The organism is Streptomyces bungoensis (genome assembly GCF_001514215.1).
Taxonomy (GTDB): domain Bacteria; phylum Actinomycetota; class Actinomycetes; order Streptomycetales; family Streptomycetaceae; genus Streptomyces; species Streptomyces bungoensis.
Genome location: NZ_KQ948851.1, coordinates 980,875 through 1,000,538, shown reverse-complemented (window position 1 = coordinate 1,000,538; position 19,664 = coordinate 980,875). Strand labels below are relative to the sequence as shown.

Annotated in this window: 20 protein-coding genes and 1 pseudogene; 7 read left to right on the top strand and 14 right to left on the bottom strand. The window is 69.0% G+C overall.

Annotated features, from left to right (window positions below):
- Positions 1-52: 52 nt before the first annotated feature.
- On the bottom strand, positions 53-1,036 hold the full coding sequence (locus AQJ66_RS04210) for a zinc-dependent alcohol dehydrogenase (protein ID WP_061916486.1): 984 nt from the start codon (positions 1,034-1,036) through the stop codon (positions 53-55).
- A 121-nt stretch (positions 1,037-1,157) separates the two neighbouring features.
- Here AQJ66_RS04210 and AQJ66_RS04205 point away from each other — a divergent pair, with 121 nt between their 5' ends.
- Positions 1,158-1,988 (top strand): CDP-alcohol phosphatidyltransferase family protein, encoded by an 831-nt coding sequence (locus tag AQJ66_RS04205; protein ID WP_079060050.1) that lies wholly within the window; start codon positions 1,158-1,160, stop codon positions 1,986-1,988.
- Between the two features lie 75 nt (positions 1,989-2,063).
- On the opposite strand, the gene AQJ66_RS04200 is transcribed toward AQJ66_RS04205, so the two are convergent.
- The 3 genes and pseudogenes from AQJ66_RS04200 to AQJ66_RS04190 form a co-directional block, all read right to left on the bottom strand.
- On the bottom strand, positions 2,064-2,810 hold the full coding sequence (locus AQJ66_RS04200; protein WP_244162738.1) for a YcnI family protein: 747 nt from the start codon (positions 2,808-2,810) through the stop codon (positions 2,064-2,066).
- A 40-nt stretch (positions 2,811-2,850) separates the two neighbouring features.
- Entirely contained in the window at positions 2,851-3,459 is a 609-nt protein-coding gene (locus AQJ66_RS04195) for a hypothetical protein (RefSeq protein WP_061916480.1), read from the bottom strand.
- Between the two features lie 146 nt (positions 3,460-3,605).
- Positions 3,606-4,024, bottom strand: a pseudogene (locus tag AQJ66_RS04190) (BREX-2 system ATPase PglY); the annotation flags it as partial.
- A gap of 107 nt (positions 4,025-4,131) precedes the next feature.
- On the opposite strand from AQJ66_RS04190, the gene AQJ66_RS04185 reads away from it, so the two are divergent.
- A complete protein-coding gene (locus AQJ66_RS04185) occupies positions 4,132-4,431 on the top strand; it encodes a hypothetical protein (RefSeq protein WP_061916473.1) in 300 nt (99 codons plus the stop codon).
- Positions 4,428-4,598, top strand: a complete 171-nt coding sequence (locus tag AQJ66_RS39285) for a hypothetical protein (RefSeq protein ID WP_167359140.1) — start codon at positions 4,428-4,430, stop codon at positions 4,596-4,598. Before AQJ66_RS04185 ends, AQJ66_RS39285 begins: the two co-directional genes overlap by 4 nt.
- 231 nt (positions 4,599-4,829) lie before the next feature.
- Here the strand turns inward: AQJ66_RS39285 and AQJ66_RS04180 are convergent, their stop codons facing one another.
- The 4 genes from AQJ66_RS04180 to AQJ66_RS04165 form a co-directional block, all read right to left on the bottom strand.
- Positions 4,830-5,819 (bottom strand): hypothetical protein, encoded by a 990-nt coding sequence (locus AQJ66_RS04180; protein WP_061916470.1) that lies wholly within the window; start codon positions 5,817-5,819, stop codon positions 4,830-4,832.
- 21 nt (positions 5,820-5,840) lie between these two features.
- Positions 5,841-7,133, bottom strand: a complete 1,293-nt coding sequence (locus tag AQJ66_RS39920) for a WXG100 family type VII secretion target (protein ID WP_244162737.1) — start codon at positions 7,131-7,133, stop codon at positions 5,841-5,843.
- On the bottom strand, positions 7,130-7,492 hold the full coding sequence (locus tag AQJ66_RS04170; RefSeq protein WP_061916466.1) for a hypothetical protein: 363 nt from the start codon (positions 7,490-7,492) through the stop codon (positions 7,130-7,132). Before AQJ66_RS04170 ends, AQJ66_RS39920 begins: the two co-directional genes overlap by 4 nt.
- Positions 7,493-7,726: 234 nt before the next feature.
- Entirely contained in the window at positions 7,727-8,602 is an 876-nt protein-coding gene (locus tag AQJ66_RS04165; RefSeq protein ID WP_061916463.1) for a hypothetical protein, read from the bottom strand.
- A 459-nt stretch (positions 8,603-9,061) separates the two neighbouring features.
- Here AQJ66_RS04165 and AQJ66_RS40585 point away from each other — a divergent pair, with 459 nt between their 5' ends.
- The 3 genes from AQJ66_RS40585 (at position 9,062) to AQJ66_RS04155 (ending at position 11,154) form a co-directional block, all read left to right on the top strand.
- Positions 9,062-9,196, top strand: a complete 135-nt coding sequence (locus AQJ66_RS40585; protein ID WP_279617304.1) for a hypothetical protein — start codon at positions 9,062-9,064, stop codon at positions 9,194-9,196.
- 46 nt (positions 9,197-9,242) lie between these two features.
- A complete protein-coding gene (locus AQJ66_RS04160) occupies positions 9,243-10,463 on the top strand; it encodes a hypothetical protein (protein ID WP_244162736.1) in 1,221 nt (406 codons plus the stop codon).
- Between the two features lie 181 nt (positions 10,464-10,644).
- On the top strand, positions 10,645-11,154 hold the full coding sequence (locus AQJ66_RS04155; protein WP_244162735.1) for a hypothetical protein: 510 nt from the start codon (positions 10,645-10,647) through the stop codon (positions 11,152-11,154).
- 173 nt (positions 11,155-11,327) lie between these two features.
- On the opposite strand, the gene AQJ66_RS04150 is transcribed toward AQJ66_RS04155, so the two are convergent.
- Together AQJ66_RS04150 and AQJ66_RS39915 are read right to left on the bottom strand one after the other, a co-directional pair.
- On the bottom strand, positions 11,328-11,522 hold the full coding sequence (locus AQJ66_RS04150; RefSeq protein ID WP_061916457.1) for a DUF397 domain-containing protein: 195 nt from the start codon (positions 11,520-11,522) through the stop codon (positions 11,328-11,330).
- Positions 11,519-12,979 carry a DUF5753 domain-containing protein gene (locus tag AQJ66_RS39915; RefSeq protein ID WP_079060049.1) on the bottom strand — a complete coding sequence of 487 codons (1,461 nt, stop codon included), beginning with the start codon at positions 12,977-12,979 and terminating at the stop codon, positions 11,519-11,521. Before AQJ66_RS39915 ends, AQJ66_RS04150 begins: the two co-directional genes overlap by 4 nt.
- Positions 12,980-13,485: 506 nt before the next feature.
- Between AQJ66_RS39915 and AQJ66_RS04140 the strand changes: the two genes are divergently transcribed.
- Entirely contained in the window at positions 13,486-14,400 is a 915-nt protein-coding gene (locus tag AQJ66_RS04140) for a YceI family protein (protein WP_061916454.1), read from the top strand.
- A gap of 25 nt (positions 14,401-14,425) precedes the next feature.
- Here the strand turns inward: AQJ66_RS04140 and AQJ66_RS04135 are convergent, their stop codons facing one another.
- The 4 genes from AQJ66_RS04135 to AQJ66_RS04120 form a co-directional block, all read right to left on the bottom strand.
- The gene (locus tag AQJ66_RS04135) at positions 14,426-16,303 is read right to left on the bottom strand and encodes a discoidin domain-containing protein (protein ID WP_061916451.1); all 1,878 of its coding nucleotides are present in this window, start codon (positions 16,301-16,303) and stop codon (positions 14,426-14,428) included.
- Between the two features lie 127 nt (positions 16,304-16,430).
- On the bottom strand, positions 16,431-17,795 hold the full coding sequence (locus AQJ66_RS04130) for a GH1 family beta-glucosidase (protein WP_061916448.1): 1,365 nt from the start codon (positions 17,793-17,795) through the stop codon (positions 16,431-16,433).
- A 29-nt stretch (positions 17,796-17,824) separates the two neighbouring features.
- The gene (locus AQJ66_RS04125) at positions 17,825-18,664 is read right to left on the bottom strand and encodes a carbohydrate ABC transporter permease (protein ID WP_061916445.1); all 840 of its coding nucleotides are present in this window, start codon (positions 18,662-18,664) and stop codon (positions 17,825-17,827) included.
- Positions 18,665-18,674: 10 nt separating this feature from the next.
- Entirely contained in the window at positions 18,675-19,661 is a 987-nt protein-coding gene (locus AQJ66_RS04120) for a carbohydrate ABC transporter permease (RefSeq protein WP_061916442.1), read from the bottom strand.
- Positions 19,662-19,664: the final 3 nt, after the last annotated feature.

The following is a 19,664-nucleotide window of genomic DNA, read 5'->3' as shown; positions in this document are numbered from 1 at the left end:
CAGGTCAGACCGTAGGTCTGTTCTCGGCCTGTTCCCGGGAACCAGCCGTCGGTCAGTCGGTCGCCGGGTAGCTGATGCGGTGGCACAGGGCCGGGATCTCGCCGGAGGCCAGCCGGGGCAGCAGCTCCGGAAGCTCGTCGAAGGCGCTCTCCCCGGTGACGAGGGCGTCGAGCGCCGGGTCGGCGAGCAGGTCGAGGGCGAGTGCCATCCGTTCGGCGTAGCCCCGGCCGGCGCGGGCGGCCGGGGAGACGGTGCCGACCTGGCTGCTGCGCACCGTGAGCCGGCGGGAGTGGAAGGCCTCGCCGAGCGGCAGGGTGACGCGCCGGTCGCCGTACCAGCTCAGCTCCACCACCGTCCCTTCCGGGGCGAGGAGTTCCAGCGAGCGGGCGAGACCGGTCTCGGTGGCGCTGGCGTGCACGACGAGGTCGCAGTCGCCGAGGGCGTCGGCGGGTGCGGCGAAGTCGACACCGAGCGCCTCGGCGGTCTTCGCGCGGGCCGGGTCCGCGTCGACCAGTTGCAGCCGTACACCGGGGAACCGGGCGAGCAGCGCGGTCACCGAGCAGCCGACCATGCCGCCGCCGACCACCGCGATCCGGTCGCCGATCAGGGGCCGCGCGTCCCACAGGGCGTTCACCGCGGTCTCCACGGTCCCGGCGAGCACGGCCCGCCCGGCGGGCACCCGCTCGGGTACGACGGTCACGGCGCTCGCCGGAACGACGTAACGGCTCTGGTGCGGATACAGACAGAAGACCGTACGCCCGACCAGCGCCCCCGGCCCCTCCTCGACCACGCCGACGTTGAGGTAGCCGTACTTCACCGGCCCCGGAAAATCGCCCTCCTGGAACGGCGCCCGCATCACACCGTGCTGGGAGGCGGGCACCCCACCTCGGAACACCAGGGTCTCCGTGCCGCGGCTGACCCCGGAGTACAGCGTGCGGACCAGCACCTCGCCCTCGCCCGGCGCCGTGAGGGTGACGTCGCGGAGCTCGCCGTACCCCGGAGAGCGGACCCAAAACGCGCGGGCCGAGTGGTTCATCGGCGTCCTCCTGAACGATCGGGAAGTTGTTCACGTACGGAGTTGTGCACAGGGAGATGTGCACAGGCCGCGCACAGTACGCGGCGTTGATCGACTCTGTCACTCGGCCGGAGGATGTGCGGTGGCCCTGAACAACACGTACGACGCGAGGCTCCAGCAGGAGACCGCTGTGGGAGCGGGCGTCCAGATCCTGCTGCTGGCGCTGCTCGGCACGGCCATCGGCATGGGCCCGGCCGGCTGGCTGAGCGGACTCGTCTTCGCGTTCGCGACCTGGGCGGTCCTCTCCCGCGCCCTGCACCGATCCCGGCTCAGCTCCTTCGGCCCCGCCAACCGGGTCACCCTCGGCCGGGCCACCCTGGTCGGCGGGGTGACCGCCCTGGTCGCGGACTCCTTCGAGAGCGCACCGCCGGTCACCCTGCTGGTCGGCCTGACCGCCGTAGCGCTGCTCCTGGACGGCGTGGACGGCAAGGTGGCCCGCCGCACCGGCACCTCCAGCGCCCTCGGCGCCCGCTTCGACATGGAAGTCGACGCGTTCCTCATCCTCGTCCTGAGCGTGTACGTGTCCACCCAGCTCGGCCCCTGGGTGCTGCTGATAGGCGGCATGCGCTACGCCTTCGTCGCCGCGGCCCGCGTCGCCCCCTGGCTGAACGCCCCGCTCCCTGCGTCCTTCGCCCGCAAGACGGTCGCCGCGCTCCAGGGCGTCTGCCTGCTCCTCGCCGGCGCGGACCTGCTGCCCCGGGCGGCCAACCTGGCGGTGGTCCTGCTGGCGCTGGGCTCCCTGGTGTGGTCCTTCGGCCGGGATGTGCTGTGGCTGTGGCGGAACGCGGGGACGGTCGCGGAGGGGCTGTTGTCGGAGGAGACGGCGCCGGAGGAACTGCTGTCCCAGGGGACGATGGCCGAGATGACGGTGGCGGAGCCGATGGTGCCGGCGTTGGAGTTGGCGACGCGCTGAGCGCACGCCGACGGGGGGAGGAAGGGCCCGGCCCCGTGCCGGGCCCTTCGCATGCTCGGATGTCCTGGTGTCCCGTCAGGACCGGGTGGCGCGGCTCCGCACGATCGCGAACCCGGCGGCCGCCAGGCCGAGGACGCCGACGACCAGCCCGGCGATGCCGAGCCCGCGCGCAGTGGAGTCGCTCGCGTCGGTCGCCGCGGCGGCGGTGCTCTTCTTCTCAGTGGCGGGCGCGGCGGAGGCGTCGTCGCCTGCCGTACCTGCCGTGAGCTTCAGCACCGGCGCGGGGTTCTCGGGCTCGTCGCCACCGGTGGGCGCCTCGATCCAGCGGGCGACGTTGCCGTCCGAGTAGGTCTGCAGAGTCTTGAACACCAACTGATCTCCGTTTTCCGGCAATTGCCCGAAGGCCACGTCGAAGTCCTCGTACTGCCCGGCGCCGATCTTCCCGCCGGTCCAGGTGATCGCGGAGACGGCCTCGGTGATGGTGCCGTCGTCGGTCTTGACCGGCGTCTTCAGCTTGGTGGTGGTCACCTTGGGGGTCCAGCCGTCCTGCGGATGGACCATGACGCCGAGAACGGGGTGGTCGGTGGGCAGGTAGACCTGCACCTTGGTGGTGGAGGCGCTGTCCTCCTCGTTGGGCACCCGGAAGGTCAGCACACCGTCGGTGGCTCCCTTCTCGTAGCTCTCCGGATGGACGGTGACGTGCGCGGAGGCGGCACCGGCCGCCGCGAGGACGCCGGCGGCGGTCAGAGCGGTGACGGCTGCGGCACGGCGCAGGACGATACGCGTCGCGGACCTGTTGATGGACATGGGTGAGATGGACATGGCTGAGTGGATCTCCGTACGAGTGATGTGCGTCGGATGGTCAGACCGAGTACGGGATCGGAACGGGAGGCCCCCGCCGGCTCACCGCATGCCGCAGCAGCAGCGTCGGACGGGGCGAGTCGGGCCCGGCCGGGACGCGCACGGCAGGTCCGTCCGGAGAGGGCAGTGAAACGCCCCGCCACCACGCGACCAGCCCCGGCACGAGGCCGACGGCCCGCCACAGCAGCGACCAGAAGGCGGCCTCACCTCGCCGCAACCACCAGGAGGCGAGGAGAGCGGCGATAAGGTGGGCGGCCGTGGCGGAATCGGCCGTGGAGTGGGCCTGTATGGCCGTCATGGTGTGACCGTGCATGGACGCCATGTGCATGGCGTCCATACGCCCGCTGGAGCCATTGACCCGATGAGCCGCGCCGAAGGCGAAGTGCAGCCCGGCCTGGGTGACCAGCATGGCCGCCCCGATACCGACCAGCGACCGCTCCCGCCCACCGAGGGCCCAGCCGACCGCGAACACGCTGAGAAAGGCGCCCGCGTCGGCCCACAGCGGAGGCATGTCCCCCACGGCCAGCCCGTGCCCGGCGGCGGCCAGCAGCACGCACACCGCGGCGAACACGGCGGCACGCAGACTCCTCACGGCCGCCGACGCGCTCATGGTGAGCGATCCTCCCACGGAAAAGGGATACGGCCGGCGACGGCGCCCGGTTCACCGCCACCTCGGCCGAAACCCATCTACTCCACCCCCGTGGCGTCGAGCAGACGCACCAGATCCTTGCGCCCGTACCCCAGCAGCGAGGCCCGGAGCACCCGCTGTTCCAGGGCCTTCGCGCCGAGCATGTGGTACGGCACGAGCAGGAACTTCTTGCCGTCCGTGCTCAGCCACTCGTGCCTGGTCAGCACCGGGTCGAACTCGGTGCGGGCGCGGGCGGCCGGGTTGCCGCTGAGAAGCGCGTACAGCACGGCCATGAAGTGCGACTTACCGGAACCGAACGAGCCGTGGAGGTACGCCGCCTTGGAGCGGTGCCCATCCAGGGCGGACTTGATGAGGTCCAGCGCCTCGTCGAAGTTCTCCAGCAGCCGCTCGGTGACGACGTAGTCCTTGAGCGCGTGCTGGGCGCCCTCGGGTGTCGTCGCCTCGGCGAGGGACAGCACGAAGTCCGAGGTGGAGTGGACTCCTTGATGTCGATGACATCGCGGAGGAGGGGCGGCTGCTGGAGCATTACCGGTCACACTCTCCATCTGGTGGCCTCCGCCACCGCTTGTACTTGATCGTTCGGGTGCCTGGTTGTCGGTTGACTGCCCGATCGGCCCCTCGGTGGTCAACGGTATGGCAACCAAAAAGCACTTTGTGACGCTTCCCGAGGAGCCCGCCGAGGCCGTCCGGGCCGAGGTCGGCCCCGGCGGCTTCAGCCGCTACGTCACGCACGCCGTGGAGCGCCGGCGGGAGCAGGATCGTCCGGGGGAACTCGCCGACTGGCTGGAGGCCGGATACGGCCGCGTCACCGAGGAGGACCGGGCGCAGGCCGAAGCCGAGCGCCGGGAGATCGAGCGCGAGCACGTCGAGCTCGCCCGCTCCTGCCGGGCCGCCGCCGAGAACGCGCCTGAGCGGCCTCGCGAGGCAGTGTGACAGGCGAGGGGGTACACCAGACGGGCCTGCACGGCCACGAGTACGCCATCGACGCGGCCCTCGCCGCCGTCACCCTGCGACAGCCCGGCCCGATCACCGTGTACACGCCGGACGAGGACGGCATGCGCCAGCTGTGCGCCGACCGCGTGGTCGTCGTGCAGTTCTGAGCCGAACACGGCCCCCCTCTCACTGTCTGCCCTGGTCACCGCCTCCGGACGGCGACGACAGGCCGCCTTCCGTGCCCGGAACGTCCGGCCGCCGGACGGGCGCCCGCTGCCCTTTGCGCTGTATACCCCCTTGGTGAAGATCGATCAACCGACGGCGTCCGCACCCTGAACGGCCGGAACCCCGATCAGGACCGTCGGACCAGTGCCGGGGACGGTAGGGCAGCCGAAGGTTCACGGGCGGTGGAAGACGTCGAGTGGGCCGTAAGCAGTCGGCTTGCTGTCGGCCAGCTCAGGGTGGTCGCCCACGCGGTCCCGGAGGATGCCGACGGTGTCGGGCCACGCGGTGAAGTGCCCTCCGTCGCCGACGAGGATGCGGTCCCAGTCCTGGGAAGCCGAAACGCCGGCTCGATCGATGACGAACCCGCGGCAGTCGGCCGCATCCTGATCAAGCGTGCGCACCAGTGCCGCGACCGCCTCCTCACGGTCGGAGACGGGGACGTCGGTGAGGCGCAGCGTGATGCTCTGCGTCGTCTCGTCCGTGCGTCGCACGATGCCGGTCAGGGACTGGTCGTAGCCTTTCCAGCAGGTGAACTCGGCCATCGCGTATCGATCGTCGGCCAAGGCGGCGGCCAGGGCCGCGCCATCGCCCGTCAGCGGCTCACGGTTTCCGACCGGCGTCTCGCGGAATCCGAAGAGGGCATGGGTCAGCGGGTGCACGGCGGAGAGCCCGGCGGTCTCCAGATGCGTGAGGAGCTGATGGGCGCGCGCGCTGTCCAGCTTCGGCACGTACCAGGTGAAGAAGCCGGCGGCCTTGGACGGGGCCGCGGCGGGGGCGTTGTCCGGGAACTCCTCCTGGAAGATGCGCCTGGCCTGCTCGTCGGTCACGACGGGGACCGTGTAGTTGTTGGCCCGGATGTGGTCCAGGAATTCCCGCGGCAGGGCAGCGTGGTGACGCCGTACGTAGTGCGTGAGATCGACGGGCCAGAGCCAGGTGCCGTCCGTCATCAGGGATCCGGAGCCGGCGATCCACTCTTCGCCGGTAAGGACGTCGCGCTCGGCGCCCATCGTGGTGTAGATCTCCAGGGCCGATCCCAGGTAGGCAAGGACACGGTCCTCGTCCCAGGGCCCACTGTCCTGTACGGCGTCTCGCAGCGACGGCGCATCGTCCGCCGTGGTGGCCCGACCGCCGATCTCCCGGTAGAAGCCCGCTCGCTTGATCATTTCCACTCCTGTGAGCCTGCCCTAGTGGGCCATGGGCAGGTAGGTGCGCCAGTAGCCATTGTTGCCGATGGTGGGGGTCTGGTTGAGACCGAGCTGGGGGGACGTTCCCACCTTGCTCGTGGGCGCCGTCACGGGCACACCGAGCTCGTTGGCGACGGCCTGCGCGAGGGGCAGCTCGGGCGGTCTCGCGTCGGCGCCGGAGTAGCAGGAGATGAGGCGCACCGGTTCACCGTGGTAGTTGGGGTTGCTGCGGATCGCGTCCGCGATGTGGTTGGGGTGCACTTCGAAGTCCGTGAGGGTCTTCCCCGCGGCGTTGACGCGGCCGGGGACGAAAACCCCCTCGTCCGTGCCGTGGACGACCACGTCGTGTATGCCGGGTACACGGGCGACCCGTTGCAGGTTGTTCAGGGTGCGCTCGTCGTAACCCACCGTGGTGGTGTTCTTCCCGAAGTACACCGGGTCGCCCGAGACCAACTCGTAGTCGCCGGCCCGCGCCGGAGGAACGGGAATCTTCGAGTCGGGGGACTGGATCAGCTTCCACGTACGGGACTTGCCCATCTCGTCGAGGGCCGCGCTGTTCAGCCGGAAGCCGTTGAACAGGCCCACCGTCCCGCCGTTCTCGACGACGATTCGGGCTGTGCTGCCACCTGCTCCGAACGCGCCGCCGAACTCCATGCCATAGCGGGCGGAGTCGCTCACCTCGTCGAGGCTGAGGCCCTTGCTCTCGCCGGTGGCGATGGCGACGGGCTGGGTGACGGCGAGGTCGACGGTGATCGACTCGAGTCCACCCATGGCGGCCGTGGCCAGGGTGGTGCCGGCGATGGTGGCGATCTCGGTGGACACGGTGACGCCGAGCGTTGCGGACAGCTCCAGGATCGAGGCCGTGGCGGCTGCCGCGGCGCCCTCGGAGATGCCGAGCGTGAAGACCGCGAGGGCTGTGCCGGCCACGATGGTGGCGCCGACGATCTCCAACTCGTGTTCCAGATGCTTGACGGCCTTGTGGACGACGTCGGCGTACTGGTCGAGGGCCTTGGCCATGTCGCGGGCGCCGTCGATCATGTCCTGGAGCCAACCGTGGCCGTCGTGGTAGTAGCGGCGCCAGAACGGGTCGTCGAAGGCGGATATCGCCTCGCCCTTGTTGTCCTCGATGATGCCGCGCGCCGACTTGTTCGCTGCGGCCGTCACGTCTTCCAGGTCGTCGGCGAAGTCCCGCCAGGCTTTGGCCGCGTCCCGCAGCCCCCCTTCGTCGGCATCCGGCCACCACATGCCGGTCAGGTCCTGGACGATCTCCTTGGCCTTGTCGGCCGCGCTCACTGCGCGCCCCCGTGGCCGTCGTGCGGAGCGGGCTGGATCTTGCTGAACATCGAGCGGACCAGCAGTTCGTTGTCGATGTGACCGTCGGCCATGTCGGTCATGGCCGCTTCGATGCTGGCCAGGCCGAGCGCGAGAATCCCGGCGGCGGTCTCCATCCTCTTGACGTGCGGGCCGTAGGACTCGTGGAACTTCTGCCCCTGCTCGTCGTCACCCCACGGCGAACCGGCCGCCGCCAGAGCTGTCTTGAGCTTGGTCAGCGCCTTGGCCAGGTCGGAGCTGTGCGTGTGGAAATGCGGGGCCGTCGCCTTCAGATCGGCGATCTTGATGTCGAGTATCTTGCCGTCGCTGTGGTCGCCCATGGCGTCTTCTGCTCCCCCTGAGTCGGCTGACCGGCCCGAAGACGGTAGTTCACCGAGCCGGGTTGCTTTCGCGATCCGAGTCGAGGGATGGCAAAGTTCAGATCAAGGTGGGCAAAGGATGAGGGCTCTGCTGCCCTCCAAGTGATCACCGACGTCGCGGCTGCGAACCGGGTCCGCACCTCCATCGAAGTTGGAAGGCGGGCACCTTGGGCAGCCAGGAGCCCACTCGCGGCGTCAGGACCTGGGTTCCTCCAGCTTGACGGCAGCGGAGTCCGCGCCGTGCGGCTCAGCCTGTGCCGGGACGAAGGATTCGTGCTCTTCGACGACTTCTCCGTCCACGACTTCTCCCTCCATCACTCGGTGCGACGGGTCCGCCAGCGGCAGGCCGGCGAGGTGCTTCTTGAGCCTCTTGGCCATCGGAAGGTAGGTCGCGAAGGTGAGCCCGCCGGAGACGGCAGCCCCTACGAGAGGAATGGCCTTCGACACGGTCTTCGCGAACGACTCCTTTGTCATCTTGACGCCGATGAAGGCCGCGACCTTCTTCACTATGGGATAGACGACGCCCTTGGTGAGCGCCTTCTGAGGCAGCTTCTTGGCGACCTGCTCCGACATCATCCCCGCGACCTTCCCCACAGCGGCGTTCGCCGACTGGGTGCCGAACATCACGCCGAAGAACAGCGTGAGCACCCCCACGGTCGTGTCATCGACGTCATCGCCCTCGTCGGAGAACAGTTCGGGCCAGCTGTAGAGATAGGCGAGCTTCTGCGCGATACGCAGCATGTGGCCGACGTACTGTGCCAAGTCGGCGGGCACCGTGGCGGGAAGGGCGAGGATGCCGGGTATCCCGGCCGCGGCGGAGAGAGCGCTGACTTTGGCGGTCTCGTAGCGGATCGAGTCGTTGGCGACCTTGTCGAGAAGCTCGACGGTGATGCCGGCCGCGGCGGGAGTCTCTTCTGTCGCTCGTCGGATCTCCTCCTCGGAGCAGTGGCGAGCCAGCGCACTTCGGAGGTACGCCTCCCTGTGGATACGCACACCCGGAAGCTTCGCTGCCGCCAGCAGCACCGCGAAGAAACGCGACTCGGGGTTCTCGACCTCTTTACCCTGCTTCATGGCAGGAACTTACAGTAGCTCCGCGCTCCAAGGGTCGGCATGCACTGACCGTTTCCCGTCCTCGCTCCGAGCCGGAGATGAAGGATGGAGACGGCTTGGACAAGGCTGGCGATCCGGGTGGCTGGGCGCCGCAGATCGCGGAGGAGCCCCCAGGGTTCGCGTGCCGTCCAGGGTCAGGTACGCCTTCGCTGACGCGGCCCGTACCGCGTCGGCGAGGCCGGTTTCCGGCCCACCGGCACTTTGCAGCCCTAACTGTGCCTCACATAAAGTTGCGGGCATCTGATCACACTCGGGGGAGAGATCATGACCGAAGGCGACATATCACCGGGTGGTGCGGCGCCGACCCGGATGCGCCTGAACCATGCGGCACCGCTCGATGGCGGTGGAGGCTCGCCGTCCGGCGGCAGCGTCGTGAGCTGTTCGCTCCACGTCTTACGCGCGGTCTTCAGAGCAGGTCCGGTGAGCCACCCCTCAAACTCCCGCCGCCTCGGCTCGGAGAAGACCGCGTTGCGCGCCACCAACACGCTGCTGCAGAACACGGACACCGGCATCGAGCTGGGCATCCGCAAGTCCTCCGCGCTCGACTCGTTCTGATCGCACAGGTCCGACCGAACCGCGGTCCTGAAACAGGAGTTCAGCCATGGTGACGTACTACGAGATCATGGGCACCGACCTGTCGAAGCTCACCACGGCTGCCGACGACTGGGCCGCCATGGCCAAGGACTTCGACAAGCTCGCGCGAACCTACCAACAGGAAGTGCATGGAATTTCCCTCGGCGACACGTGGGTGGGTCTGAGTGCCAGCGCCGGCTCCGCGCGCTTCGCCGTGACATGGAAGGAGTACCAGGGAGCGCAGAGCGAGGCGAAGGCCGTCGCCGAACTGCTCCGGGACGCGCACGCTGAATTCAGCCGTCTTCGCAAGAAGATCGAGTACGTCCGAGAGGACGCGGTGAAGGCCGGCATGAAGGTGTCCGAGCAAGGCGCCGTCGCCTTCGACACGTCCAAGCTGGATCACAGCGAGCACATGGCCTACGTGCATGATCCCGACTACCAGGAGAGCGCCCGCAAGGCCGCTGCCGGATGGGCCGCGCAACTGGATTCGGCGGTGGCGGCCCTGAACGACGCGGACGAGGGGTTCAAACTCGCTCTCGCCTCCATGATGCAGGACAGCGACCCCCTGGACGGCACGATCGGCGGTTTCAACCGGGAAGCGGGGCCCGACCCGTACCCGTCGCTTGCGGAGAGGGCGAAGGCGCAGCACGTCCCCAAGGGCAAGAAGGCGGTCGCCGAGTGGTGGCGCGGCCTCGATCCGGTCACGCGCGGCATCCTGCTTCAGGAGAAGGGCGACGAGTTGCGGAAGGCGGGGATCATGAGCCCGCTGTACCACTGGCATGCTGCTGACGCGGGGTCCGGAGCGTTCAACACCGAGAAGCCTACGGCCGAGGATCTGTGGTACCTGGCCCGCGCGCAGGGCATCGCGGCCGGCGGCGACTTCAGCGGGGAGAACGCCGCGTCGCGCAACATGGAGCATTACCTGAGTGCAACGGGTGAGCCGCTGGACCTGGACATCGACCGCATCCTCAAGGACGATCCCGGATTTCGCGACGACGTCTCGGTCCACATCGCCCAGAACCAGGACGCGTGGCGACAGCAGGGGCTCGACGCCTTCGAGAAGGCCGGTGGTGACAAGACGGTCGTCGTACCGGTGGAGAGCAAGGCGGTCGGTCGCAGTCGGGGATGGTCACCGTCACCCCCGGCGCGGACGGCAAGCCCAAGGTTTCGCTCGAATACCAGGCCAACGTGTGGGACCGGTACAACTGGGACGCCGGCAAGTCGACCACCTTCCCCGGAGGCGTGGTGATCCCGGACTCCGAGATGGGACGGTTGCACAAGACCGGACTTGCTCGGGAGTTCGACATGCGAGGCAGTAGCTCCACGTACACGTACGACCTGGACAGCGATGCGAAACCGACAGTGAACCCGCCGGACCAAGGACGAGAAGGAACCCGCGGCGACGTCTCACGCGGTGACGAGGAGAACCGGTGACGACCAAACGAGGAGCCCTCCTCATCGCGGCAGTGGCAGCCACTCTTCTGCTTTCCGCCTGCTCCGGACCGGACACGGACGACCGCCGTGTGACCGACGGGCGCACCTCGCGCTGGGACGAGAACGCCGGCGTGCCCGAGGCGTCGGCGTTCATGCACGTGACGGCGCCCAAGGGTGCGACCGAGGTCAAGGGAGCCGTGCAGATCAACCCCCAGGAGGACATCTACCTCCTCTCGTTCGTCACCAGCGAGAAGAACGCCGAGGGCATCGCGGCGGACCTTCGTCCCGAGGAACCGCTGAAGGTGAAGAAGGTCGACTTCGCCCCGGATGGCGAGCTGTTCCGGCACCTCGGGCTGGCGGAACCGCAGACGCTGAAGGAAGCCCGCTCGGCCGGTGTCTGCCCCCCGTGCGTGAAGGACGATCGCCGCAAGAAGGTGCAGTGGATCGACATCTACGTCCAGGCGCTCAAGGACCATCAGGCCAGGGTCTATCTGAAGGCGTTCTGACCTCAGTCTCAGCCGAGCACGGCACCGGGCCCGAGGCGGACGTTGACGGCCGCACCGCACTGGCCTGCGCGGGCATCCGGCGAGCAGGCGCCTGGGCTACTGAAGGTGTTGCGCGAGCGGACGTGCGCGGGGCCCTCGGCAAGCGGTGCGCTTGCCGAGGGCCCCGCGTCTGTTCAGAGTGCCGCGAAGGCGACGAACTCGGTCCAGGTCGTGGGGTCCACGGCGAGTGCGGCGCGAGTTGTGTCCTTCGAGTCGCGGATGTGGACCCTGTCGGGGGTGGCGGCTACCTCTACGCATTCGCCGCCAGCCCCGCTGCTGTAGCTGCTCTTGAACCAGGCCGACTCAGGTACAGGCTGTTCGACGTTCATCTCTCTCCAAGCAACTTCTCGACGAAGGCCAGCGACTCGCGCGGAGTGAGTGCTTGGGCCCGAAGGAGTCCGTACTGCTCCTCGATCTCCCGGACTGGCTTCCGCGCCGTGTAGAGGCGACTGTCCTGCTGAGCCTCCACGTACGCGATCCTCTGCCCTTCCTTCGTCTCGATCAAGGTGAACGGACCAGCCAGTCCGGCGTGCTCGTCCCGCTCAGTCGGCATCACCTGGATCTCCACGTTACGTCGCTGTCCGTGTAGCAGGATCTGCTCCAACTGCCCTCGCATGACGCCCCACCCGGCCAGTGGCCTACGCAGTACCGACTCCTCGATGACGAAGCTGAGGGTAGGCAACTGCGCCCGGCAGAAAATCTCCTGCCGGGCCAGGCGCGCCGTCACCCTCTGCTCGACCACATCCTCATGCAGCAGAGGCCGCCAGTTGATGAACACCGCCCGCGCGTACTCTTCCGTCTGCAACAGTCCAGGCACCGCCTGGTTGGCATACACGTGAAGCTCAACCGCCTCGGCCTCCAACTTGGCCGCATCCCGGAAGAACGCCGGATACTGAGCGCGAGCCACCTCCTCCTTACTCGCGCTCAACACTCCACCCGCTCCCAGAGCTTCATCCGCCTGGTCGATGAAGCCGGTGCCGGGGCCGCCGGTGACGACCACGACCTCCTTGTGATTGGACCGCTTGGCCTTGCGTACCGCGTTGAGAACCATGCGGTACGCGACCTGCTGCTCGTCCAGCAGCACGAACTGCTCCCGCTCACGCACCTCCTGGGCCGCGACGGACATCAACTGCTTCGAGGGCACAATCCTGCCCGCCTGGAGTTCGTCGGCCGCGCGTGCGCCGGGCACCTTGTCGCTGAGCCTGACTCGGAGGTGGTCGATGAACTCGCCGCGCCGCTCGCCGGTGAACATCTGCCCGCGGTTGTCCAGTTCGACCGCCCGTAGACCGCCCACGCCGAACTCCGTGGCGTTGTGCAGGTACGCCACACCGCTGACCCGGTCCGGGTGCTCGGCCACCGCGCCGTTGAAGTTGACGAGGTACTCGCAGTAGCGGCGCACCTGCTCGATCGGATTGAGGATCGGATGCGCGTAGGCGTCGATCCGACACAGCGCCGGGTCGTCCTCGTCCGGCTCTGCCTGGCTCCACTGTTTCAGCTCGACGACGACGTACGACGGCTCGCCCGTGGTGGGATGCACTCCGGCGAGGACGGCGTCGGCCCGCTTGCTGTTCAGCGGGAGGGCGTACTCCAGTATGACCTCCACCTCGCCGAGGCCCGCGTCGTTGAGCGCGGCGGCCAGAGCGGGGATGCTCCGCTCCCAGGAGCGGGCTTCGGCGGCATTGGGCCGGTGACCGTGCATATGGACGAACTGCTCGGTGAGGTGGAGGTAGAGCGACGTGTCGAGTGCCCTCGCGGCGATCGTTTTCGCGGACTCGCGGAACAGCAAGGACTTCCCCCAGGCAGCACGAAATGACTCGTGCGGGTGGGGGCATGTCCTTCGAGACTCCACCGAGATGGAGCGGAAGCCCGTCGGGCCGCGATGACGATGCGATCAAGCCTACCCGGCTTCGGTTCGGTGAGAGAGGGGTCTTGGGCCGGCGGGATCGGGCGCCGTGCGTGGTTCGGTGAGTGCCGAACGATTACGACATGCGGAATGTGTGGACCCGGTAACGGAGCCACGAGCCACGCGTGAACACCTCGTCACTGGCGGGTGTCCTTCGCCACAGCACCGATGCAAAGCAGCGGGACTCTACAATCGCCCTGGGGCCGTGATCACGGCGATCTACAGCGGTCTGAGGGGACGGCGAGGCCTTTGCGTGCCTCAGCCTCGCCACTGAACCGCCTGACATCACCCACCTATGATCGTTGAAGAGTTGACTTCATCACGGATGCAACTCATCTGCACCGCATCTTTGGGTGCGGTGGCGAGACGTACGAGGAAAGGTGGACAGCATGGCCCTCGGACTGCTCCGGCGTCAGCGTTCCCGTAACGCTTCTGGTGCCGCGCAGGGCCTCTCGGTACCCCTGCCACCCGGCGCCGGCCGGTACGGCTGCGAGGTCGTCGATCCCCTGGGGCAGCCGATGGGTGGCGCCGAGATCACGGTGACCGCGCTGGACAGCCACCGCGTCGTCGCCCAGGGCACGACCGATCCGTACGGCCTGTTCATGGCAACGCTGCCGCCCGGCTCCTACAGTGTGATGGCCGTGGCGGAGGGCCTCACGCCCGCCCGCAACAACGTCGACGTCGCCGCCGGCGCCGTACTCCCGCCGGTGCGCATCGCGCTGCTGCCCGCTCGTCAGCTGGAGCTTCCGCCGTCCGGCACCTGGTTGTTCGACCCGCCGCACACCGCGATCCGGTTCATCGCCAAGCACGTGGGCATGGCCCATGTCCACGGCCGCTTCACCCGGTTCCGCGGCGGCATCCGCATCGCGCCGGACATGGCCGACTCCCAGGTCTCGGTGCGCATCGACGCCTCCAGCATCACCACTGGCAACAGGACCCGCGACAACCATCTGCGGTCCGCCGACTTCCTCGACGTCGAGCGCTTCCCGCACATCGACTTCAACAGCACCCGGTTCGTCTACCGCGGCGGCTCCCGGTGGACGCTGAACGGCACGCTCACCATGCACGGAACCAGCCGCTCCGTGGGCCTGGACACCACCTACCTCGGCACGGTGAACGGCGGTTACGAGCAGGAGCTGCGCTGCGCGGCGCTCGCCAAGACGGAACTGCACCGCGAGGACTTCACCCTCAACTGGCGCTCGATGCTGGCCCGCGGCATCGCGGTCGTCGGACCGACCGTGCAACTGGAGCTTGACGTCCAGGCCATGTACCGCACCGCCGAGACGCCCACGCCTCCGGAGTAGGCCCGCGGGCGCCGCGCGCGCCGTCTCACTTCTGCTCCACCCGAACCCAATCCACCTCCGCCTCCACTCCCCCACCCGCGATCCGGTCCACGCTGGACTGAGGCAGCCCCCAGTACGGACTCGTCACCTTGTTCCAGCCGGCCGGGTAGGCGCCGCCCAGGGCCAGGTTGAGGATGACGTACTGGTGGTGGTCGTAGACCCACTGGCCGCGCGTCGACTCGAGTTCGTTGCGGGTCGTCTCCTGGACCAGGCGGTCGTCGACGTAGAAGCGCATCGCCGTCGGGGTCCACTCGACGGCGTACGTGTGCCACTGGTCCGCCGTGCCGCCGCCCGGGTACGTCTGACGGGCGCCGATGTTGCCGTCCGCCGAGTAACCGGGGCCGTGCAGGGCCGTGCTGGTCCAGTCGGGGTAGCCGATGTTCTCCATGATGTCGGTCTCGCCGGAGGCCGGCCAGGAGACGGACGGGTCGTCGACGTTGCTGCCCAGCAGCCAGAAGGCGGGCCAGAAGCCGTCGCCGACCGGGAGCTTCATGCGGGCGCTGACCTTGCCGTACGTGAAGTCGAAGTGGGTGTTGGTGTCGATGCGGCCGGAGGTGAAGTCGTAGGTGCCGCCGCCCGCTTGGGTGCAGCCCTTGCAGTACTTCGCCTTCAGGATCAGGTTGCCGTCGCGGGTCTGGATGTTGTCCGGGGAGTCGACGTACGCCTGGGACTCGCCGTTGACCGGGCCCATCTCGCTACCGGTGCGGACGACCCGCCACTTGGAGCGGTCGAGTGCGGCGCCGGTGAAGTCGTCGAAGAAGGTGGTGCGGTAGGTGCCCGGCTGGTCGGCCGGCAGGGGCGGGTAGGAAGCCGAGGCGCTGCCGCCTGTGCCCCAGACCTGGAACTCGTAGAGGGAGTAGCCGAACCGGGCCGTCGCGGGGGCCGGGTTGTAGAAGGAGCGGCGCTCCTTGCCGAGCATGCGGACGTAGCGGCCGGTGGCCGGGGACGGCAGTTTCACCGTGTCGTGCAGGCCCGTCGCGTCGGACGGGGACTTCACGTTCGCGCGGCGGGCGGCGATGTCCGACGGTGACGGCTCGTAGACCGTGCGCCAGGTGCGGTTGTCGTCCGACACCTGCAGGAGGTAGTCGACCGCGTACGCCGACTCCCAGTAGAGGTCCACCGTGTCGATGGTCGACTGGGCGCCCAGGTCCACCGACACCCAGCGGTCCGCGTTCCAGTCGCTCGACCAGCGGGTGGCGTCGCCCTTCAGGTCGGCCGGCCAGCCGCCGTCCGTGAGATACGCCGGGGAGTTGCCGGCGTGCTGGTAGTAGTTGGAGTAGGCCGGGTGGTTCAGTGCCAGGTTGGTGCGGGTCGTGGACGCCGGGGCCGGTTCGCCGCCGTAGACCTTGAAGCTCCACAGGGAGTAGCCCCACGGTGTCGCCCGTTCCAGGCCGCGCAGGCGGACGTAGCGGCCGGTGACCTCCTGGGGGTAGGTGTGGGCCGTGACCGAGCCGCCCGTGCCGTCGGTCTCCGTGTAGAACGGGGTCCAGTCGGTGCCGTTCTTCGAGACCTCCAGGACGTACCGCTTGCCGTAGGCCGCCTCCCAGTCCAGGGTGACGCGGTCGACGCGGAGGGTGGTGCCGAGGTCGACGCGGATCCAGGCGTCGTCGGCGAAGTCGCTGGACCAGCGGGTGGCCCCGTCGCCGTCGAAGGCCAGGCCGGGAGCCGTGCCGGCGTTCTCGCTGCCGGAGGCGGTGACGGCGGCCGGGTTCACCGCGTACGCGGCGGCCGCCCGGTCGGTGTCCCAGCCGACGGCGGCGGCCTGGGCCGCGTGGGCGGGGCCGGCCAGCAGCGGGCCGGAGGTCAGTAAGGCCGCCGTGGACAGGGCGGCGGCGAGCAGGGTGCGGGGGATACGGGATGACATGCGGCTCTCCTCAGTGGGGGTGGGGATGCATGCGTGCGCTGATGACATGCCCATGACAGATCAAGCGCCGTGCCCGACCGGTGGGTGCGGGCTCCCGACCCCGCACCCACCGGCGTCCGGGCCGGGCTCAGGCGGCCCGGCGGTTCTGGCCGCGGTGGACGCGGACGATGTCCGCGTACCGGTGCCCGCTGCCCTTGATCGTGCGCACCTGGGTGCGGTAGTCGACGTGGACGAGCCCGAACCGCTTCTCGTAGCCGTACGCCCACTCGAAGTTGTCCAGCAGCGACCACGCGAAGTAGCCGGCCAGCGGGGCGCCCTTGCGGGCCGCCGAGGCGCAGGCGGCCAGGTGCCGCTCCAGGTAGTCCTGGCGTTCGGGGTCGTCGACGGTGCCGTCGGGGCGGACCACGTCCGGGTACGCCGAGCCGTTCTCGGTGACGTGGATCCGGCGGGCGCCGTACTCCTCCGTGAGGCGGAGCAGCAGGGTCTCGATGCCGCCCGCGTCGATCTCCCAGTCCATGGCGGTGCGCGGGACGCCCGGGCGGCGGACCGAGCGGGCGTGCGGCGCCGGGCCCTCGGGGTCGTCGGCGACGTACGCCGGGAAGTAGTAGTTCAGGCCCAGCCAGTCCAGGGGCGCCGCGATCGTCTCCAGGTCGCCGGGCAGCACGGGCAGTTCGACCCCGTACGTCTCCACCATGTCGGAGGGGAAGCCCCGCCCGTGGATCGGGTCCAGCCACCACCGGTTCACGTGCCCGTCGTGGCGGCGGGCGGCCGCGACGTCCTCCGGGCGGTCGGTGGCGGGGTGCACGGTGGAGAGGTTGTTGACGATGCCGACCTGGGCGTCGGGCACGGCCGTCCGGATCGCCTGGGTCGCGAGGCCGTGGCCGAGGAGCAGGTGGTAGGAGGCGCGGACCGCGGCCGTCAGGTCGGTCCAGCCGGGGGCCATCGTGCCCTCCAGGTGGCCGATCCACGCCGAGCAGGAGGGCTCGTTGAGGGTGGTCCAGAGTTTCACGCGGTCGCCGAGGCGGGTGGCGACCTCGGACGCGTACTCGGCGAACGCGAGGGCGGTGTTCCGCTCCGGCCAGCCGCCGCGGTCCTGGAGCGCCTGGGGCAGGTCCCAGTGGTAGAGGGTGACGGACGGGGTGATGCCCGCCTCCAGCAGGGCGTCCACCAACTCGTCGTAGAACGCCGGCCCCTTCGGGTTCACCGGGCCCGTTCCGCCGGGCATCACCCGCGGCCAGGCCACCGACAGGCGGTAGGCGTTGGTGCCCAGTCGCCGCATCAGGTCGATGTCCTCGCGCCAGCGGTGGTAGTGGTCGCAGGCGACGTCGCCGTTGTCGTCGTTCGCGATCTTCCCGGGGGTGTGGGAGAAGGTGTCCCAGATCGAGGGCGCCCGGCCGTCCTCGGCGACGGCCCCCTCGATCTGGTACGCCGCTGTGGCCGTGCCCCACAGGAAGTCGGGCGGGAAGGCGGCCAGGTCGATGCGTTCGGACACGGAAGTCCCTTCGGGATCAGGGGTGGGGGTCACTTGACGGCGCCCGCCGTCAGACCCGCGACGAGATAGCGCTGCAGGAGGAGGAAGCCGGCCACCACGGGGACGCTGACGACGAGCGAGGCGGCCATGATCTGGTTCCAGTAGACGTCGTAGAGCGTGGAGTAGCCCTGGAGGCCGACGGCGAGGGTGCGGGTGGTGTCGTCGGTCATGACCGACGCGAAGAGGACCTCTCCCCAGGCGGTCATGAACGCGTAGACGGCGACCGCGACGATGCCGGGGATCGCGGCCGGCACCACGATGCGCAGGAGTGCGCCGAGCGGGCCGCAGCCGTCCACCAGGGCCGCCTCGTCCAGGTCGCGCGGCACCGAGTCGAAGTAGCCGATCAGCATCCAGATGGAGAAGGGGAGGGAGAAGGTCAGGTAGGTGAGGATCAGGCCGCCCCGGGAGCCGAACAGGGCGATGCCGGTGGCGTTGCCGATGTTGACGTAGAGGAGGAAGAGGGGCAGGAGGAAGAGGATGCCGGGGAACATCTGGGTGGACAGGACGGTGACCGTGAAGACGCGCTTGCCGCGGAAGTCGTAGCGGCTGACGGCGTAGGCCGCGAAGACGGCGATGAGCACCGAGAGAAGGGTCGCCGCGCCCGCCACGATCAGCGAGTTCGCGAAGTAGCGGGCGAGCGGGACCGTGGACCAGATGTCGATGTACGGGCGGACGGTGAGGCCGCTGGGGAACCAGCGGAACTTGCCCGTCACGTCCGCGAGCGGCTTCAGGGAGCTGGAGACCATCACGTACACCGGGACCAGCACGAAGCCGGTGAGCAGGGTGAGGAAGATCCGGCGGGACCACAGGAACGAACGGGGCCGCGCCATGGGCGAGGTGCTAGACATCGGCGGCCCTCCGTCCGCGTGAGGTGAGCAGGAGGTAGGCGCCCGTCACGACGAGCAGGAAGAGCAGGAGCAGGACGGACATGGCGGAGCCGGTGCCGAAGTTCCAGGTGACGAAGGACGCCTGGTAGATGTGGACCGAGATGAGGTCCGCGGCCTCCGGAGCCGACTTGCCGAACAGGACGTACGGCGTGTTGAAGTCGTTGAAGGTCCACAGGAAGAGGACGAGCAGCAGGACCTGGTTGACCGGGCGGAGGGACGGGAGCGTGATGCGGCGGATCTGCTGCCAGATCCCGGCGCCGTCCAGGGCCGCCGCCTCGTACAGCTCCCCGGGGATGTTCTGCAGGCCGGCCATCACGATGAGGAACGCGAACGGCCAGCCCTTCCACACCGACACGGTCAGCAGGGCGTAGAAGCTGTTGTCGCCGATGAGCCAGAAGGAGGGTTTGTCGGTGAGGTGCAGCTGGTCGTGGAGGACGTGGTTCACCAGGCCGTTGTCGTGCTGGAACATGAAGACCCAGGTGATGACCGCCGCGTACACCGGCAGGGCGTAGGGGATCAGGAAGAGCGCTCTCAGCAGGCCCCGGCCGCGGAACGTGTCCTGCATGTAGATCGCGGCCGCGGTGCCGATCAGCCAGCACAGGGCGACGGAGAGGAGGGTGAAGCCGACCGTGACGAAGAAGGAGTGGAGCAGGGCCTCGCCGACGGGGGCGTCGAAGTCCACCGACATCCTGTAGTTGGCCAGGCCGGACCAGGGGGCGGTGCCCCAGTCGCGGATGTAGAACTGGGTGAGCTCCTTGAAGCTCATCACGATGCCGATCACCATCGGGATGAGGTGGACGAGGAGTTCGAGGAGCAGGGCGGGCAGGAGCAGCAGGTACGGCAGGGAGACGCGGCGGAGCCGCCCGGGGCGGCGGGGCTCGCGCGCCGCCGTCCCGGGGGGAGCCTTGCGCACCGGCTCCTCGAGCGTGGTGGTCGTCATCGT

Excerpts from the sequence above, each read along its gene's own strand:
- AQJ66_RS04180 (WP_061916470.1), bottom strand. The coding sequence starts at position 5,819 with ATGATCAAGCGAGCGGGCTTCTACCGGGAGATCGGCGGTCGGGCCACC.
- AQJ66_RS04200 (WP_244162738.1), bottom strand. The coding sequence starts at position 2,810 with ATGTCCATCTCACCCATGTCCATCAACAGGTCCGCGACGCGTATCGTC.
- AQJ66_RS04185 (WP_061916473.1), top strand. The coding sequence starts at position 4,132 with ATGGCAACCAAAAAGCACTTTGTGACGCTTCCCGAGGAGCCCGCCGAG.
- AQJ66_RS04125 (WP_061916445.1), bottom strand. The coding sequence starts at position 18,664 with ATGGCGCGGCCCCGTTCGTTCCTGTGGTCCCGCCGGATCTTCCTCACC.
- AQJ66_RS04135 (WP_061916451.1), bottom strand. The coding sequence starts at position 16,303 with ATGTCATCCCGTATCCCCCGCACCCTGCTCGCCGCCGCCCTGTCCACG.
- AQJ66_RS04140 (WP_061916454.1), top strand. The coding sequence starts at position 13,486 with ATGGCCCTCGGACTGCTCCGGCGTCAGCGTTCCCGTAACGCTTCTGGT.
- AQJ66_RS04165 (WP_061916463.1), bottom strand. The coding sequence starts at position 8,602 with ATGAAGCAGGGTAAAGAGGTCGAGAACCCCGAGTCGCGTTTCTTCGCG.
- AQJ66_RS04170 (WP_061916466.1), bottom strand. The coding sequence starts at position 7,492 with ATGGGCGACCACAGCGACGGCAAGATACTCGACATCAAGATCGCCGAT.
- AQJ66_RS04120 (WP_061916442.1), bottom strand. The coding sequence starts at position 19,661 with ATGACGACCACCACGCTCGAGGAGCCGGTGCGCAAGGCTCCCCCCGGG.
- AQJ66_RS04160 (WP_244162736.1), top strand. The coding sequence starts at position 9,243 with ATGGTGACGTACTACGAGATCATGGGCACCGACCTGTCGAAGCTCACC.
- AQJ66_RS04150 (WP_061916457.1), bottom strand. The coding sequence starts at position 11,522 with ATGAACGTCGAACAGCCTGTACCTGAGTCGGCCTGGTTCAAGAGCAGC.
- AQJ66_RS04195 (WP_061916480.1), bottom strand. The coding sequence starts at position 3,459 with ATGAGCGCGTCGGCGGCCGTGAGGAGTCTGCGTGCCGCCGTGTTCGCC.
- AQJ66_RS04210 (WP_061916486.1), bottom strand. The coding sequence starts at position 1,036 with ATGAACCACTCGGCCCGCGCGTTTTGGGTCCGCTCTCCGGGGTACGGC.